The following is a 16,022-nucleotide window of genomic DNA, read 5'->3' as shown; positions in this document are numbered from 1 at the left end:
AAACAGAGTCTTGCGCTCCGATCGTGCGCTTGGCACCCACTTTGCTATGTCAGGGTTGGCGTGCAAGTGAGTGGTCACGGGGTGATGGATGCTTTACAAAAAACAAAAAGAGATCCTGCTGATTTGTCAGGCGGCACAGGAAGGTCGGAACCTGACCTTCCTGATGAAGCTTGGTGGCTACGGTTATTGTCTGGCCCGTGATGTGATGGAAGGGGTCAACTATCTCCATAATTGCCGGATCAACGCTTTTCCTCTCCATCTCATTCTGGTGGACAGCGCTGCCATTGCTGCTGGTGACCTTCGCGAGCTGGTCATGTTGCAGGAAATCCGCCGGCAAATGCCCCTGCTGGTCGTCAACCATGGTGGCGAGAGCAGCCGAAAGGGGATTCTTGATCGGCTGCAGCCCCCCTCCGGCGGCATATATTTCTGTGGGCCGGAAGAGGTGGTCGGAACCGTGAAATACCTGCTTGAAAATCACCCGCAAGGCAGCGACGAAAAAGAAAACAATTCAGAGGCATTACGCCTTGTGCGTGATTTCTGAAATCGGAACAGACGGCAAAAACAAACCCCATGCCTAAGGATGGGAGGAGAAGGAAAAGATGAAAAACATCAAAGTTGCACAGAAAATTTTCGGACTGAGCCTGGCTATCATCCTCATTTTTACGATGGTCATCGGCTGGGTATATCTGCGGGCCAGGGCCAACCTCTATGAGGCCAAGCGGGTGGAAGTCCTCCATGCCGTGGAAACGGCCTGGGGCGTGGTCGATCATTATGCCAAAGAGGCCGCCGCCCTCAACATGTCGATGGAAGGCGCCCAGGAAGCGGCCATGGAGGCCATACGCCATACCCGCTTCGATGAAACAAACTATTTCTGGATCAATGACCTGTCGCCGCGCATGGTCATGCACCCCATCTCCCCTGAACTCAACGGCAAGGATCTCTCCGGCAACAAAGATCCCAACGGCAAGGCGCTCTTCGTAGAAATGGCCCAGGTGGCAAAGGAAAAAGGCGGCGGCTTTGTCGAGTACGAGTGGAACAAACCCGGGTCCGAACACCCCGTGCCGAAAATATCCGCCGTCAAGCTCATTCCCGAGTGGAACTGGGTGATTGGCGCCGGCCTTTATCTCGACGATATCGAAGCCGAGCTTTTTGCCATTCTCTGGCGCGTGGCGGTGGTGGTGGCGGCCATTATTCTGCTGGCGCTGGCTTTGGTCATCTTTGTGGCCCGCGGTATATCGCGCCCCTTGGGCCGGGCCGTACACATGATAGAAGAGATGGAGAAGGGGCATCTGGATACTCGCCTCAATCTCTCCCAGACGGACGAGATCGGGCGTATGGCGCAGGCCATGGATGCCTTCGCCGACAGTCTGCAGCATGAGGTCGTCGCTTCTCTGCAGCAGCTGGCCTCTGGCGATCTGACCTTCCAGGTCACTCCCCGTGACGATCAGGACGTGGTCCGTAACGCCCTGGCCCAGGTGGCTCGCGATCTCAATAGTATTCTGGGGCAGGTGCAGGTGGCGGGCGAGCAGATTGCCTCAGGCAGCGCCCAGGTCTCTGACTCGAGTCAGTCCCTCTCGCAGGGGGCGACCGAATCGGCCAGCAGTCTCGAAGAGATCACCAGCTCTCTTACCGAGATGGGCAGCCAGACCAGCCTGAATGCCGAAAATGCTTCCCAGGCCAACCAGTTGGCCGCTCACGCGCGGGGTGCCGCCGAAAAGGGCAACGCTCACATGCAGGCGATGGTTACCGCCATGGGCGAGATCAACGAATCGGGCCAGAATATCAGCAAGATCATCAAGGTGATCGACGAGATCGCTTTCCAGACCAACCTGCTCGCCCTCAATGCCGCCGTCGAAGCGGCCCGGGCCGGGCAGCACGGCAAGGGCTTCGCTGTGGTTGCCGAGGAGGTTCGCAATCTGGCCGCCCGCAGCGCCAAGGCGGCCAAGGAAACGGCCGATCTGATCGAAGGTTCCGTCAAGAAAGCGGAAAACGGGGCGGATATCGCCGACAAGACCGCCGGTGCCCTGTCGGAAATCGTCACTGGTATCACCAAGGTGACGGACCTGGTGGCGGAAATTGCCGCGGCGAGCAATGAGCAGGCCCAGGGCCTCAGCCAGATCAATCAGGGCCTCAGCCAGATCGACACGGTGACCCAGCAGAACACGGCAAGCGCCGAAGAGAGCGCTGCCGCCGCCGAGGAGCTTTCCAGCCAGGCGGAACAGCTGCGTCAGATGCTGTCGCGCTTTATGCTGGCCGGCAAACAGTCCCGTTTTGCCCCCGTCGAGGCGCCTTCGACTCCGGCATTTTTGGGCTATGACAAACCGAGTCCGCCAGTCAAAAAGACGCCTCCTCGCTCGCAGGCCGCCAGACCTGAGCCCAAGGCTGTGATTGCTTTGGACGATGCCGAATTCGGCCGTTATTGAGTTCTGCGGCATTGGCTGTGACACGGAAAGGATAAGATACAGGCGGTCGTCAGATTCTCTATGGAATATGACGGCCGCCTGATTCGCGTGTAAAACCTGGGTTCGACTACTCGATGGTGATCTTCTTGACTTTTTCCTTGGCCTGAGCGGTTTTGGGCAGGATTATTTCGAGGACGCCGTTTTTGAAGCTGGCTTTGGCCTTGTCTGTCTGCACTTCGGCCGGCAGGCGCAGCGAGCGGGAAAAAGAGCCGCTGGAGCGTTCGATGCGGTAGAAATCTTTCTTTTCCACCTTCTCTTCGGTCTTTTTCTCGCCACTGATGGTCAGGGTGTCCCCCGTCAGCCGAATGTCGAGGTGCTCTTTTTCCATGCCGGGAACTTCGGCCTTGACGATCACGCTGTCCCCTTCCTCATAAATGTCCACCGAAGGGGAGATCTCGGTGAGCTCGGCGCGCAGGCGGTGACGGAAGCCGGGAGGTAAAAAGGGCCGACGGAAGGCGTCTTCAAACCACCTTTCCATGTCCATGGGACGACGGAAAAAATCTTCGAACCAGCGCTCCATGTCATCGAAGGGAATAAGTGATTTTTTCGATTCGACGACCGGGACGTCCCTTGATTCTTTTTTGGCCATGGCATGCCTCCTTTGTTGCTGTTTTTGCGAAGGAATCTCTTTGTGATGAACCTCTCTTAATCATTGTAGTAGGCAGGGGCGGGATGTCAAATGCCACCGCGGAGGCGATCCGCAGCGGTAATGGGGTGAACCGGATGAACTATTTTCGAGTAAAAAGGTTGCAGAATGACCGGGGGTTCACTAACATGGTCCAATCTTCCGGTTCCTGCCCAAGTGATTCTCGGGGCGGCATGCCCCTGTTCTGGAGACTGGCATGAAGGCTCACTGGTTCCCTGGTCGACTGCTGCGTTCCCTGGTCTTGTCTTCATTTTTTCTCCTGCTGCTGGCGTCCCCGCCTCTGGCGGAGAGCACCCGTACCATTCTCGTCGGTGGCCCCGACAACTTCCCCCCTTACAGTTTTGTCGATCCCGCCAGCGGGGAGCCGAGCGGATTTCACGTCGAGCTGGCCCGGGCCGTAGGCGCAGCCATGGGCTTCGACGTGGAGGTTCGTCTGGCCCCCTGGCACCAGACCCGCCAACGTCTGGACAAGGGCGAGCTCGACGTGATCCAGATGATGTCGCGTACCGCCGAGCGCGAATTGCTCTACGATTTCAGCCCCCACCATACCATTGTCAACTACGCCATCTTTGCCCGCCGTGATTCCCCTTCCGTGCAGACCCTCGCCGATTTGTCCGGCAAACGTATTGTGGTCAACCGCGGCGATGTCAGTCATGACTATCTGGTTCAGCAGGGGTTCGATGAGAATCTGGCGCTGGCGCCCAGCCAGGTTGAAGCGCTGAAATTGGTGGCCGACGGGCACTATGACTTTACCCTGGTCTCCCGTCTTTCGGGTTTGCACTGGGTTCACAGTCTCGGCCTGGACAACATGCGGACCGTTGGCGAACCTTTCTGGGACCAATACGGCGGCTTTGCCGTCAAAAAGGGGGAGGAAGAGCTGCTGGCCCGATTCAGTGAGGGCCTGGCCATCGTCAAGGGAGATGGCACCTACCAGGCTCTCTATGACAAATGGCTGGGAGGGCTGGAGCCGAGCCGGGTGCCCATGCGCGACCTGGTGCGCTACGGGATTATTTTACTGGCCGTCGGGCTGGGGCTTACCATCCTGGCCGCTCTGTGGTTCTGGACCTTGCGCAAGCAGGTGCGCGCCCGTACCCAGGACCTGCGCCACGAAGTACAGGAACACCGTCGAACGGAAGCAGCCCTTAAGCAAAGCGAAGAACGGTTCCGGCTGATTTTTGATTCGACGGGGGCAGCCATGAACACCTTGACGAAAGACGGCTGCTTTTCCATGGTCAATCCCCGTATGAGCAGTTTTCTTGGCTATTCCGAAGAGGAACTGCTGCAGATGGCGGTGGATGATGTCACCTACCCCGCCGACAGGGAAATGACCCACCTTTTTTATGAGCAGGTCAAGGCGGGTCATCTGCAGGCTTTTGATTATGAGAAGCGTTTCGTTCGCAAATCGGGGAGCGTGGTTTGGGGTCATGTCACCGTTGTCTGGATTCTGGATGATGAAGGGCATCCCGATCATGCCATCGCCATGGTGCAGGACATCACGGATCGCAAGCATGCCGAAGAGCTGCTGCGTCAGAGCGAGGAACGCTTCCGTACTACCGTCAACAATGCGCCGATCATCCTCTGGGCCCTGGATGCCGACGGGTTCTTCACCATGTCGGAAGGGCGCGCTCTGGCCAGCATGGGCCTGAAACCGGGCGAAGTGGTGGGACAGTCGGTTTTCGACCTTTACGGTGATGTCCACCAGATCCGGCATTACGTCAGCAGAGCCCTGGGGGGTGAAGAATTCTCCGCCCGCAATGAGGTTAAGGGACGGATCTTTGAAACCCTGTGGAGCCCGCAGAAAATCTCCACGGGAAAGGTCATGGGCATTATCGGCCTTTCCACCGACGTCACCGAAAGGGCCCAGGCGGAAAGCCGCCTGCGTGAAAACCAGGAGCGCCTGAACTATCTCTCCTATTACGATCCCTTGACCCATCTGCCCAACCGGGTGCTGCTGCATGATCGCCTGCAGCATGCCATTGACAGGGCGCGGCGCACGGGCAGCAAGCTGGCCCTGCTCTTCTTCGACCTCGACCGCTTTAAAACCATCAACGATTCCATGGGGCATGCCTTTGGCGACCGCGTGTTGTGCAAGGTCGCTCTGCGGCTTGAATCTCACACCCGGCGGGCCGATACCCTCTCCCGCTTCGGCGGCGACAAGTTCATTCTGCTGCTTGAAGATATCACCGATATCCACAAGGTTTCGGAGATCGTCCAGCAGATCCAGTTCAGCCTGACCCGGGAGATGGCGCTGGACGATCTGCAGTTTTATCCGACGGCGAGTATCGGTATCAGTCATTTTCCCGAAAATGGCGACGACGGCGACAGCCTGATCATGGCGGCCGAGGTCGCCATGTACCGGGCCAAGGAACTGGGACGCAATCTTTATCAGTTCTATATGCCCGATATGGATTCCCATGCCCGCGATCGCCTGATCCTCGAAGCGGATCTGCGCAATGCCCTTGAGAGGGAAGAACTGCTGCTCCATTACCAGCCCCAGATCGAACTGCAAAGCGGCACGTTGGTGGGGATGGAAGCCTTGATCCGCTGGCGCCGAGGGAAGGGGGACCTGGTGCCTCCCTATAGTTTTATCCCCATGGCCGAAGACACGGGCCTTATCGTCCCGATCGGGGAGTGGGTGCTGCGCACCGCCTGCCGGCAGAACAAGCTCTGGCAGGATCGCGGATGCGCCCGTGTGCCTGTTTCGGTGAATATTTCAGCGCGCCAGTTCCGTCAGCGCGACCTGGTCGATATGGTCAAAAAGGCGCTGGAAGATTCGGCTCTCGAACCCCGATACCTGCATCTGGAGATTACTGAAAGCATGATCATGGCCGACATCAACGCCTCCATTGCGATCCTGCAGGAACTGGCGGAAATGGGAGTCCATTGCTCCATCGATGACTTCGGCACAGGATATTCGTCTCTGAGCTATCTCAAGCGATTCCCCATTTCGGCCCTGAAAATTGACCAATCCTTCATTCGAGACGTCACCGTTGACGCCAACGACGCCTCCATCGCCATTTCCATAATCGGTCTGGCGCGCGGTATGAACCTCAATGTCGTAGCCGAGGGGGTGGAGACAGAAGAACAGTTTGATTTCCTGAAAAAGCACGGCTGTCCCCAGGGGCAGGGCTACCTGTTTGGTCGTCCGGTTCCTCCGGAGGAGATTGAGCCGTGTCTGTGTGGGGTGAGGTCTGAGGTGTGAGGGGCAATTTATTGGCGATTTTTTAGGACGATGGTGGCATTTCGCTGCAGGCGTGCCAAACCGGTGCGATAGAGGGGGGTGCCCTGAAAACGTGCCTGAAAGGTCGCTTCAGTCATCTCGAGAAAGTCTTCCGGGCTGGGAGGAGCCTCGCCAATCAGTTCAGGCATGACCATTTCCTCTCCGAAGCGGTTCCAGGGGCAGGCAGCCGTACAGAGGTCGCAGCCGAAGAGAGCCGGACCTAAGTCTTTCTGTCGCTCGGGAGCTATCTCGCCCGGGTGCTCGATGGTGAGATAGGAGCGGCACCTGTTGGCATCGACCAGCCCCTGCCCATCGATAGCCCCCGTCGGGCAGGCCTCGACGCAACGTCGGCAGTGCCCACAGCGATCAGGGAGTCGGGTCGAGGGGCGCAAGCGCAGATCGACCAGGATTTCTCCCAAGACAAAGCCGCAGCCGAAGTCGGGGTTGACAATTTGCCCCTGCCGCCCCCGCCAGCCGATACCGGCCCGCAACGCCCATTCCCGCTCCAGTACCGGCGCCGAGTCGACACAGATGCGCGCTACCTTCAATTCGGCCTTATTTCCCAGAAAGGCCACCAGCTGCTTCAGTTTCTTGCGAACGACCTTGTGATAGTCCCTTCCCCGGGCGTAGGTGGAGATGCCGCCAGCCTCGGGGTGCGCATTGCCGGGGTAGCGCGCCGCCACCACAATGACCGAAGTCGTACCGGGAGCTACCTGCTCCAGGCTCGCGCGCAGGTCGGCATGGCGCTGGAGATAGTCCATCCGGGCCGCGCTTCCGCTGTCGAGCCAGCGTCGATAGATATCCAGCGTTTCGGGCTCTGCCGCCGAGGTAAATCCAACGGCGGCAAAACCGAGCCGGCGACCTTCTTTTGTGATTTCCTCTTCCAGGGTCATGAATGTTCTCAGCAAGGCTGACATGCTTTTTAAGGGATAGCCCGTCGCCTATAGTAGGTCGCGTCCTCTTGAAAATCAAGGAACGCGGAACTTCTCGGTGGTCACTGGCGCAGAGATCTCCCTGCCAGAAAAAAAGAACAGGGGAATATCCGTCCTTTACGCATCATGATTAAAATTTATCTTTCCAACAATTAGAACATGATGTTAGATTGATGTTGTAGCCTTTTGGTCAAGTATTAACAAGCACTGATCTGCCTGTCACCGCTTAAGTACACGCATTTGATTTATGACAAGGTATATCATATAAAGTAAAATCAAAACAGTGTTTGATTTTATAAAATTGGTATAGTATGATTCGTGTAAGTCCAAAATTCCAGAAACATTGCCGCCCTGGGCTCCCACAGAAATGCAAACGCGGGAGGTACCAATTATGGGAGTAGCAAGTAGTGATCCTATCTACCCAATCAGCGTAGCCGCCAGGCTGCTCAACGTCCACCCAAGAACCATTCGCATTTACGAAGAAGAAGGCCTGGTCAAGCCGTCCCGCCAGGGGAGCAAGCGCTACTTCTCCAACGACGATATTGAATGGATCCAGTGCCTGCGCGACCTCATCCACGACGACGGCATCAGCATCCCCGGTCTCAAAAAACTCCTCGATCTGAGTCCCTGCTGGGAAATCAAGTCCTGCGATCCCGACAAACGCGCTCATTGCTCAGCCTATATCGATCGCACCAAGCCCTGCTGGGAACGGGCCAATACCGCCTGCGCCAAAGAGCTCAAGCAGTGCGCGGCTTGCGAGGTGTTCATGCAGCGGATACGGGGGGCGCGGGAGAAGGTGGTCGAGATGAGAGAGGTTCGACGGGGGAAATAAAAGTCATTTTTCGACCAGAACGACGAGAGGCGGAACCGATTGGTTCCGCCTCTCGTCGTTCTGACGATGCACCTATAACTATTGGAAAATGGCCCAGGTGCCGAGAATGCTTTGTCCGTCCAAGGTTAGTTCGACCCAGGTGGCCAGATAATTAGAGACAACGGGGTAAATGTATAGTGCTGCTTCTGCTGGTTGTCCGCTGACATGCAACCCAAGGTTGTCAGGGTTGTTCACAATGCCATCTGGTGTCACAAAGTCGGCGAATATGCCAGTATTCGCAAGATTAATTTCATTCGAATTGATTATGTCAACATTAGCCCAGGCCACAAAAAAGTTAGACCCATCCCAAGTAACCGTGGGGAAGTTCTGAATAGGTACAGTGGACTTGTTTATTGGGAAGTCGTTGCTCACAACAGGTGTAATGGTTGTTGAAATGAGAGTTCCGTAGATGTCGTATCCTGTGGTGGCGTTTCGCAGGTCACTCCATACCGCGAGATATTTTGGGTCAACAGGGGTTGTGTCATCAAAGGCCAGTTTCGGTTCAGATTGTCCCTCGGCCGCAGTTGAGACAGCGAATTCACCCCCGATCACTGTTCCGTTGGCGGCTTCGACTCTGGCCCCATAGATATCACTAGCTATCGTGATGTCTTGGCTGGTATCGGTCCACTGACGCCAGAGTACGAGGTAGTTGATGCCGTCAAAGGCGACGGTCGGTTCGTTCTGGTCACCGGGTTGGTCCCCAAGGAGAGAGCTTTCTATCCCTAGTGGTTCAATTAGCCAGGAAAAATTATCAAATTTAATAAGGGCACTGTATAGATCATAATAATTGACACTGTCATCCATGTACTTGACCCAGACGATCAAGGCTTGCTGGTGGACGTCATCGTAAGCCATGACGGGAAGAAAGTTGCCATCGCCGGTGGAAAGTTCCTTTTTTGTACCCCTTGGCGTACCTGTTGAGTCAATCAGCTGGGCGTAAATGTGGCCGCCGTCCTGAAAAACAACACAATAGTGGGTGCCATTGAAGATAGCCGCGGGTCGACTCGAGGTGGCGTTGTTCTGGAGGTTGGCAATGATAGTCCAATCGTCAGGGTAGGTAGTGTCGATGAAAGGGGCGTCGTCTAGTGCACCCACAAGTGTACCAATAAGGGTGCTAGTGCCGTCCGCCGCAGTGGTTGCGCTGACCACTAAGAAGTTGGTTCCGTCAGTGGCAACAGCAGGCCGACCAGGCTGTTCTAAGTTTAAACCGTCAATCTCAGACCCTGCCAGTGGATCCTTGTTCACGGTGTCGTCCGGGGGTATGGGGGGTGGGTCGGAGCCCCCTCCACCACATCCGCACAGGAGCAGTAAAGCCAGGCCAAGTATTATCCCGATAAATCCTCTCTTTTGATTTTTCATTTTGGGCCCCCTGCCTTCGCGTTAATTGTATCTTTTGGACTACATGTTCAAAGAATGAATAGTTGTTTGAAAAATCTCCCTTATTCGAATCTTTTTTCACATGGTATTACGATAATCAAGGAAGGCACTTTGTCAATGTGCGCTCTTTATAAATGTGCTGTTTCGGTAATATTTGAGGTGTTTTGATGTGATGTTGGCAGTTAGGTTCCAAACATTGTCGAAAAATCTTACATAAAAAGCCAGATTGATGCTGGAATAAAGTATGTGTTTTAAGAACGAGCTTTTTTATTTAATGAAATCAACTGGTTAATAACCATAGAGACAAAGTCAAACTCATTAATGCGTGTTGACTTAGTTGACGTCTACTGTTCGCCTTTTATAAAGTAAAGTCAAATCAAGGGGTTGAGGTTGTGGAATGAATCTTGCCACGAAGAAGTTACAGATTGAAAATTTTGGAAATTAAGAAGGGAGGTGAAAAAGAATGAAACGCTATCGTCTGCTTAAGGTTGTTCTGGCTGGGTTTGCCATGGCGCTGTTCCTGTCGGGCTCGGCATGGTGCTACAGTATTACCCTGGGTTATGATTCGATTTGGGGTACTTATCTCACATCGAGCTATACCTACGACGAGCCGCAAATTGCAGCGGCCGCCGTGGAACCGGATATGTTTGTTGCCTCATATAGCACTATGGATCTGGTGGGGGTCGCCACCGAACTGGATAACGAGTTCATCGAAGAACCCACAAACGGCGTCATCGATGACGGCAACGGTGACACCAATGATGGTCCGGCGCCTGTTCCAGAACCGTCAACCCTCATCCTGCTTGGTGCCGGTCTGATCGGGGCGGCAGTACTCAGGAAAAAAATGAAATAGTCAGATAATCGGGAGAGAAAAAAGACATGAATGATTTTTATTGAAGGCAGTGCCTCTGGTGGCACTGCCTTTTTTCGTGTGCGCGGCAGGCCTAGTTGCTTCCGGCGATGTCCTGCTCGAATTGCATGAGGATTTCCATCAGGCCCTGGTTCCAGGCCTTTACGAGATTCGCGGGGGGGCCGGGTTCAAAGGGGAGGGATTCGGTATAGCGATGCTGAAAAAGAACCGAAGGCCGGTCTGCCTTGGTGTCCAGTAAACGCAGGTGCAGTTCCAAAATTGCCCGGGGGGATTGGGGCTGTCGGAAGTCGCCGTACAGGGCATCGACCGTGCCTTCAAGAAGCCAATCCGCCTCAAGACGGCTGACAGCGCTGCCCACCGCGGCGAAACGTCCTGACGCCGCAAGCCATTTTTCGGTGGCGGCGGTGATGAGGGCGGCCGGGTCCGCGATAAATTGATGATAGTAATCGCTCTGATAGCGGTGTTCATCCAAACGGTAGATGAATCCTTTGCCGTAAAAGGGTGGCGCAAGCCTGAAGGGAGCCAGGCGCAGAACGCTGTCGGCCTGCCCGGTGGCGGCAGGCAGTGGACGGACAGCTTCCAGGGCGTAGAACTGTCTGGCCGGCGGGCTCTTTTCCAGCATTTTGTTGTCGACCTGCACGCAGGCGCTGAGCAGGGCCACCGTGATGAGAAACAGGGATAGCAGTCGAGGTCTCATGGGGCTTCTCCTGGATATACGGCAGCTGGCGGGGCGCCGAAGAGTGTATGGGCGGGGTAGGCCCTGGCCTCTTCGCTGAGGGAGCGCAGGTTGTCACTGAGGACGCGAAGATTTTCCAGGGTTTCTTCCACGTTCGGCTGTTGGCTGACCAGCAGACTGTCGAGGCGATTGAGCGTTTGCCGCAGCTGCGCCAGGCTGGCGGGTAGTTCGGCGGAAACGCCCTGCACCATCTGGTCGAGGTTGCTGTTGGTGCGGCGAATCTCCATCAGCAGCAACTCCGTTTGGTGGCTGATCTGTTTCATGTTGGTGTCGCGAGCCAGGCCGGCGATGGCCAGCATGGACTCTTCCATGTTCAGAATCAGTCTTTCGAGATCAATCTTCTCCAGGGCAAAAAGAATGCGGTTGACGGAATCTCCGAGTTGGGTGATGACGCTGCCGGCCGAAGGGACGTAAGGATAGTCCGGGGTCCAGTCGATGGAAAGGGTGGGGTTGCGCTCGGGATCGAGATAGTCGGCTTCCAGGAAGGCCGTGCCGGTAACGCCCTTGGCGGCGGTGCGAACCCGGAGGCCTTTTTCGATCTCCCTGTGCAGCAGTTCGGTGTTCATGCGCTCGGCCTGAAGCTGAAAGGCATCCCGTTCGAGAGCGAAACGAACCAACACATAGCGTTTGGCGGTAGGGTATTCGTTGCCGGCCAGGGTGATGGTTTCGACCCGTCCGATCTGCACGCCCCGGAACTTGACGGGAGAGCCGACATCAAGCCCCTGCACCGTTTCATCGAAGTAGCTTTCCATGACAATGGGATGCCGGAAGAGGACGTTGGATCCGAGAACGACAATGCCCACGACGACGATAGTTGCCGCGCTGATGACAAAGAGGCCTATTTTAAAAAAGTTGGCGCGTTCACTCATGGCTCAAAACACTCCTGCCTGTATTACCGGAGCAAGGTCCGGTGCCGGCTTGAATCAGGTGACCTCGCGGTTGAAGAAGCGACGTACCCGAGGGTCCTCACTGTGGTCACGCAGGTCGACGGGGTTCCCCTCGGCGATGATTCCCTTACTCTCTTTATCCAGCATGATGACATGGTCGGCAATGGCGAAGATGCTGGGAAGTTCATGAGAAACAATGACAAAGGTGCTGGAAATCGATTGGGCCAGATTTCGTATCAGCAGGTCGAGCTCGGCCGAGGTGACCGGATCGAGACCGGCCGAAGGTTCGTCAAGAAAGAGGATGGCCGGGTCGAGGGCTATAGCCCGGGCGATGGCGGCCCTTTTCTGCATCCCGCCGCTCAAGGCCGCCGGGAGATGATTCTCGAAGCCCTGCAGGCCGACCAGGCGCAGTTTCATGCGCGCCACCAAATCTTTGGCCGCTGCGGGCAGCGCGGTGAATTCATCGAGGGGCAGACAGACATTTTCCAGCAGGGTCAGCGAGCCAAAGAGAGCCGAGCTCTGATAGCTCACACCGATCTGTTGCAGAATCTGCCGTCGCGCGTCCCCCTGGGCGCCGACAATGTCTTTGCCATTAAGCAGGACGGAGCCGGACAGGGGGGCATACAGGCCAATCATATGCTTGAGCAGGGTGCTTTTGCCGCAACCCGAACCCCCGAGAATGATGAAGATTTCGCCCCGGTTCACCTGAAAGGAAACGTCCTTCAGAATGACCTGATCCCCGTAGCCGGCCGTCAGGTTGCTGACTTGTATGATGGCGTTCTGTGGGTCGTCCATGATCAAAAACCCAGATAATAATAGACCACGGCAAAGATGCCGTCGGTCACGATGATAAGGATAATCCCGGCCACGACAGCTCTGGTGGCCGCTTTGCCGACGCCGCTGGCGCCCCGTTCGGCCTGCAGGCCGTGCAGGCAGCCAATGCCGGCGATGAGCAGGCCGAAAACAAAGGTCTTGGCCAGGCCGCTGACCAGGTCCTGCAGACTGACCGCCGAGATGACCTGGTTGGCATAGGTGACGAGGGGGTAACCCATGGCCAGCAAAACAACGGCGCCGCCGAGTAGCCCGCACAGGCCAGAAAAGATGGTGAGCAGAGGCGTGGCCACCAGGGCGGCGAGCAGACGGGGAATGGCCAGAAAGCGCACGGGGTCGAGTCCCAGGGTGGTGAGGGCGTCGACTTCTTCGTTGACCTTCATGGTGCCCAGTTCTGCCGCAAAGGAGGAGCCGGAGCGGCCGGCCAGGATGATGGCGGTCATCAGCGGTCCCAGCTCACGCAGCATGGAGAGGGCGATGAGGTTGGCCACATAAATCTCGACCCCGAACTGTTGCATGGGGATAGCGGACTGGAAGGCCATGATAAGCCCGACCAGGAAGCTGAGCAGGGCGATGATCGGCAGGGCGTTGATGCCGGTGGCTTCGAAAATCAGAAAGGTGTCTTTCCAGCGGATCTTGCGGAAATGCAGCAGGGCATGGACCAGGGCGGCGCTGAGTTCGCCGACAAAGGCGATCAGGGTGATGAGGTTGCGCCAGAGGCTGACACTGGCCCTGCCGACCTCGCTGGGCAGGTTCGAACAGGCCGGTTTGCTCGGATAGGCATCGACATAGTCGGCCGGATCGAACAGGTCGAGCAGCTGACGGAACTCATCATTAAGATTCACGAGCTCATATCGCCGGCCGGCCTGCAGCTGGCGGCGGCTGATTTCAACCAGCAGGGCGGCGCCGGCGCCGTCGATGTAGACAAGGTCGCCGACATCGATACGGACCAGATCCCTCGCGCCCTGGGCAAAAAGCTTTTCCATCTTTTTCCACAGCGGCCCGGCCGAGGAAGCATCAAGACGTCCCCCGAGGCTCAGGGTGAATGCCCCCTCGGCGTCCAGGCAGGTTTCCAGTGTCGCCATTGATTTTTCCATGTCAGCCTTCATTCAGGGTCTCCATGGATTGTACCAGAGAAGTGGGGACCTGCATGGCATGCCGGCCCCTGTCCCGGCATGCGGGGCCTTACCGTGCCGAAGGGGAAATAGCGGTCTTCACCTTGAACGCGAAACTTGACGTGAAACGCCATAGCACCTAGGCTATTAAAAAACAGGTCGGAAAAAGATAGCATGAATCGCCTCTTTGAGGCCAATCGTTCGTAATCTCACACCCTGAAGAGAAGGAGGTTGAGCGCATGTCGCAGAGGATGTTCAAGGCCATGGTGGTGGAAGAAGGAGAGAACCGGAAGTTCACCCGAAAGCTGACATCGCGTCGGATCGATGAGTTGCCACCAGGCGATGTGCTGATCAAGGTGCATTATTCCTCGCTCAATTACAAAGATGCCCTTTCCGCCATTGGCAACAAGGGGGTTTCGCGGAATTATCCCCATACTCCCGGCATCGATGCGGCCGGAGAGGTCGTCGAATGTTCCACTGCTCTTATCTCCCGCGGCCAGAAAGTCCTGGTGACAGGCTACGACCTGGGGATGAATACGACGGGAGGTTTCGGAGAATACATCCGGGTTCCTTCCAAGTGGGTGGTTCCCCTGCCGGAGGGATTGTCCCTGCGGGAGAGTATGATTCTGGGCACCGCCGGATTCACCGCCGCCCTGTCGGTGTGGAAGCTGGCCGGCGCCGGGGTGAAGCCTGGCGATGGCGACATCCTGGTCACCGGCGCCACCGGCGGCGTGGGTAGTCTGGCGGTAGCCATCCTCGCCAAAGCGGGTTACCGTGTGGTCGCCGCCACGGGCAAAAGCGAGGAAGAGGATTATCTTCAGCAGCTCGGCGCCAGCGAAGTCATCCATCGCGCCGCCGTCACCGAAGGGGCCGAAAAACCCATGCTTAAAGAACGTTGGGCCGGGGTGGTGGATGCCGTCGGCGGCGAGACCCTGGCAGCGGCCCTCAAGGCTACCCGCTACGGCGGCGTGGTGACCTGCTGCGGTCTGGTGGGTTCCTCGGATCTGACCATGAACGTCTTCCCTTTTATTCTGCGCGGCGTCTCCCTGCTTGGCGTCGATTCAGTGCAATGTCCCATGGAAACGCGCCTGCAGGTCTGGAAAAAGCTGGCCGGCGACTGGAAACCGGAACGGTTGAAAATGATCGGCAGCGAGTGCAGTCTCGACGAGCTTGATGAAAAGATCGAGGCGATCCTTAAGGGGCAGGTGCGCGGGCGTACCCTGGTCAAAATACTTGAGCCGTGAGCGAAGCGATGCGGCAGGGGGGAGACATGGAATTTGAAAACTTGCTGGTCGAAATCAGCAGGGGGGTGGCGGTTCTTACCATCAATCGTCCCAGGGTGCACAACGCCATGGATGAGCAAACTCTCGATGAGCTGGATCGGGCCGTTACGAAACTCTTGGCCGATGACCATGTGCGCGTCATTATCCTGACGGGGGCGGGGGAGAAATCCTTCGCCGCCGGTGGCGACATCGGCGCCCTGTTGAGGCTCGATCCCCTGGCGGCTCGCCGTCTGGCCCTGCAGGTGCAGAAGACTTTTTCGGCCATCGAGAAAGGGCCCAAACCTGTCATCGCCGCCGTCAATGGCTTTGCTCTCGGCGGCGGCTGCGAGCTCGCCCTCTGTTGCGATATCCGTCTGGCCAGCGAGACGGCCAGTTTCGGTCAGCCCGAGATCAACATCGGCATTCTGCCCGGTTTTGGCGGGAGCCAGCGCCTGGCCCGGTTGGTGGGCAAGGGGCGGGCCAAGGAGATGATGTTTACCGGCGACCGCATTGATGCCGCCGAGGCCTTTCGCATCGGCCTAGTCAACCGGGTGGTGCCCGCCGACCAACTGCTATCGGAAGCCCGGCGCCTGGCCGAGAAGCTGGCGGCCAAAGGGCGCGTGGCCCTGCAATTGAACAAACAGGCGGTGGAAAATGGATTGGAGATGGATTTCGATCGGGCCTGCGCCTATGAGGCGGAACTCTTCGCCCTGGCCTTTGCCACCGAGGACCAGAAGGAGGGGATGAGCGCCTTTCTGGAGAAACGGCCGCCACGCTTCACGGATCGGTAACCCCATCAACTATGCACAACT

General features: G+C 56.9%; 14 protein-coding genes. 7 read left to right on the top strand and 7 right to left on the bottom strand.

What is annotated here, in order from left to right; genetic code table 11:
* The first annotated feature begins 88 nt into the window (after positions 1-88).
* The gene (locus tag AOP6_RS12950) at positions 89-541 is read left to right on the top strand and encodes a hypothetical protein (RefSeq protein ID WP_155877166.1); all 453 of its coding nucleotides are present in this window, start codon (positions 89-91) and stop codon (positions 539-541) included.
* 58 nt (positions 542-599) lie between these two features.
* Positions 600-2,423: a methyl-accepting chemotaxis protein gene (locus AOP6_RS12945; RefSeq protein WP_155877165.1), complete on the top strand. Its 1,824-nt coding sequence runs from the start codon at positions 600-602 to the stop codon at positions 2,421-2,423.
* Between the two features lie 106 nt (positions 2,424-2,529).
* Here AOP6_RS12945 and AOP6_RS12940 read toward each other — a convergent pair whose 3' ends face one another.
* Positions 2,530-3,051: an Hsp20/alpha crystallin family protein gene (locus AOP6_RS12940; RefSeq protein WP_155877164.1), complete on the bottom strand. Its 522-nt coding sequence runs from the start codon at positions 3,049-3,051 to the stop codon at positions 2,530-2,532.
* A 253-nt stretch (positions 3,052-3,304) separates the two neighbouring features.
* On the opposite strand from AOP6_RS12940, the gene AOP6_RS12935 reads away from it, so the two are divergent.
* On the top strand, positions 3,305-6,310 hold the full coding sequence (locus AOP6_RS12935; RefSeq protein ID WP_155877163.1) for an EAL domain-containing protein: 3,006 nt from the start codon (positions 3,305-3,307) through the stop codon (positions 6,308-6,310).
* Between the two features lie 8 nt (positions 6,311-6,318).
* Here AOP6_RS12935 and queG read toward each other — a convergent pair whose 3' ends face one another.
* Positions 6,319-7,236, bottom strand: a complete 918-nt coding sequence (queG, locus tag AOP6_RS12930; RefSeq protein ID WP_213194604.1) for a tRNA epoxyqueuosine(34) reductase QueG — start codon at positions 7,234-7,236, stop codon at positions 6,319-6,321.
* 415 nt (positions 7,237-7,651) lie between these two features.
* On the opposite strand from queG, the gene AOP6_RS12925 reads away from it, so the two are divergent.
* Positions 7,652-8,092, top strand: coding sequence for a MerR family transcriptional regulator (locus tag AOP6_RS12925; protein WP_155877161.1), 441 nt, complete (start codon positions 7,652-7,654; stop codon positions 8,090-8,092).
* A gap of 78 nt (positions 8,093-8,170) precedes the next feature.
* Here AOP6_RS12925 and AOP6_RS12920 read toward each other — a convergent pair whose 3' ends face one another.
* Entirely contained in the window at positions 8,171-9,490 is a 1,320-nt protein-coding gene (locus tag AOP6_RS12920; RefSeq protein ID WP_155877160.1) for a hypothetical protein, read from the bottom strand.
* Between the two features lie 481 nt (positions 9,491-9,971).
* Here AOP6_RS12920 and AOP6_RS12915 point away from each other — a divergent pair, with 481 nt between their 5' ends.
* Positions 9,972-10,361, top strand: a complete 390-nt coding sequence (locus AOP6_RS12915) for a PEP-CTERM sorting domain-containing protein (RefSeq protein ID WP_155877159.1) — start codon at positions 9,972-9,974, stop codon at positions 10,359-10,361.
* 91 nt (positions 10,362-10,452) lie between these two features.
* On the opposite strand, the gene AOP6_RS12910 is transcribed toward AOP6_RS12915, so the two are convergent.
* Genes AOP6_RS12910 through AOP6_RS12895 form a run of 4 tightly spaced genes read right to left on the bottom strand, consistent with a single transcriptional unit; the run spans position 10,453 to position 13,942 of the window.
* Positions 10,453-11,076, bottom strand: coding sequence for an ABC-type transport auxiliary lipoprotein family protein (locus AOP6_RS12910; protein ID WP_155877158.1), 624 nt, complete (start codon positions 11,074-11,076; stop codon positions 10,453-10,455).
* Positions 11,073-11,984: an MlaD family protein gene (locus tag AOP6_RS12905; RefSeq protein WP_155877157.1), complete on the bottom strand. Its 912-nt coding sequence runs from the start codon at positions 11,982-11,984 to the stop codon at positions 11,073-11,075. The genes AOP6_RS12910 and AOP6_RS12905 overlap by 4 nt, the downstream gene beginning before the upstream one ends.
* Before the next feature lie 54 nt (positions 11,985-12,038).
* Entirely contained in the window at positions 12,039-12,797 is a 759-nt protein-coding gene (locus AOP6_RS12900) for an ATP-binding cassette domain-containing protein (RefSeq protein WP_155877156.1), read from the bottom strand.
* 2 nt (positions 12,798-12,799) lie between these two features.
* On the bottom strand, positions 12,800-13,942 hold the full coding sequence (locus AOP6_RS12895) for an MlaE family lipid ABC transporter permease subunit (protein WP_213194603.1): 1,143 nt from the start codon (positions 13,940-13,942) through the stop codon (positions 12,800-12,802).
* A 245-nt stretch (positions 13,943-14,187) separates the two neighbouring features.
* Here AOP6_RS12895 and AOP6_RS12890 point away from each other — a divergent pair, with 245 nt between their 5' ends.
* Positions 14,188-15,192 carry a YhdH/YhfP family quinone oxidoreductase gene (locus AOP6_RS12890; protein WP_155877155.1) on the top strand — a complete coding sequence of 335 codons (1,005 nt, stop codon included), beginning with the start codon at positions 14,188-14,190 and terminating at the stop codon, positions 15,190-15,192.
* A 26-nt stretch (positions 15,193-15,218) separates the two neighbouring features.
* The gene (locus AOP6_RS12885; protein WP_155877154.1) at positions 15,219-16,001 is read left to right on the top strand and encodes an enoyl-CoA hydratase-related protein; all 783 of its coding nucleotides are present in this window, start codon (positions 15,219-15,221) and stop codon (positions 15,999-16,001) included.
* Positions 16,002-16,022 lie beyond the last annotated feature (21 nt).

Source organism: Desulfuromonas sp. AOP6 (assembly GCF_009731355.2).
GTDB lineage: Bacteria > Desulfobacterota > Desulfuromonadia > Desulfuromonadales > SZUA-540 > SZUA-540.
This window is presented reverse-complemented; position numbering and strand designations above follow the sequence as displayed.

Bases quoted from the DNA above. Each gene is read 5' to 3' on its own strand.
- AOP6_RS12950 (WP_155877166.1), top strand. From the start codon at position 89: ATGCTTTACAAAAAACAAAAAGAGATCCTGCTGATTTGTCAGGCGGCA.
- AOP6_RS12945 (WP_155877165.1), top strand. From the start codon at position 600: ATGAAAAACATCAAAGTTGCACAGAAAATTTTCGGACTGAGCCTGGCT.
- AOP6_RS12940 (WP_155877164.1), bottom strand. From the start codon at position 3,051: ATGGCCAAAAAAGAATCAAGGGACGTCCCGGTCGTCGAATCGAAAAAA.
- AOP6_RS12935 (WP_155877163.1), top strand. From the start codon at position 3,305: ATGAAGGCTCACTGGTTCCCTGGTCGACTGCTGCGTTCCCTGGTCTTG.
- AOP6_RS12925 (WP_155877161.1), top strand. From the start codon at position 7,652: ATGGGAGTAGCAAGTAGTGATCCTATCTACCCAATCAGCGTAGCCGCC.
- AOP6_RS12920 (WP_155877160.1), bottom strand. From the start codon at position 9,490: ATGAAAAATCAAAAGAGAGGATTTATCGGGATAATACTTGGCCTGGCT.
- AOP6_RS12915 (WP_155877159.1), top strand. From the start codon at position 9,972: ATGAAACGCTATCGTCTGCTTAAGGTTGTTCTGGCTGGGTTTGCCATG.
- AOP6_RS12910 (WP_155877158.1), bottom strand. From the start codon at position 11,076: ATGAGACCTCGACTGCTATCCCTGTTTCTCATCACGGTGGCCCTGCTC.
- AOP6_RS12905 (WP_155877157.1), bottom strand. From the start codon at position 11,984: ATGAGTGAACGCGCCAACTTTTTTAAAATAGGCCTCTTTGTCATCAGC.
- AOP6_RS12900 (WP_155877156.1), bottom strand. From the start codon at position 12,797: ATGGACGACCCACAGAACGCCATCATACAAGTCAGCAACCTGACGGCC.
- AOP6_RS12895 (WP_213194603.1), bottom strand. From the start codon at position 13,942: ATGAAGGCTGACATGGAAAAATCAATGGCGACACTGGAAACCTGCCTG.
- AOP6_RS12890 (WP_155877155.1), top strand. From the start codon at position 14,188: ATGTCGCAGAGGATGTTCAAGGCCATGGTGGTGGAAGAAGGAGAGAAC.
- AOP6_RS12885 (WP_155877154.1), top strand. From the start codon at position 15,219: ATGGAATTTGAAAACTTGCTGGTCGAAATCAGCAGGGGGGTGGCGGTT.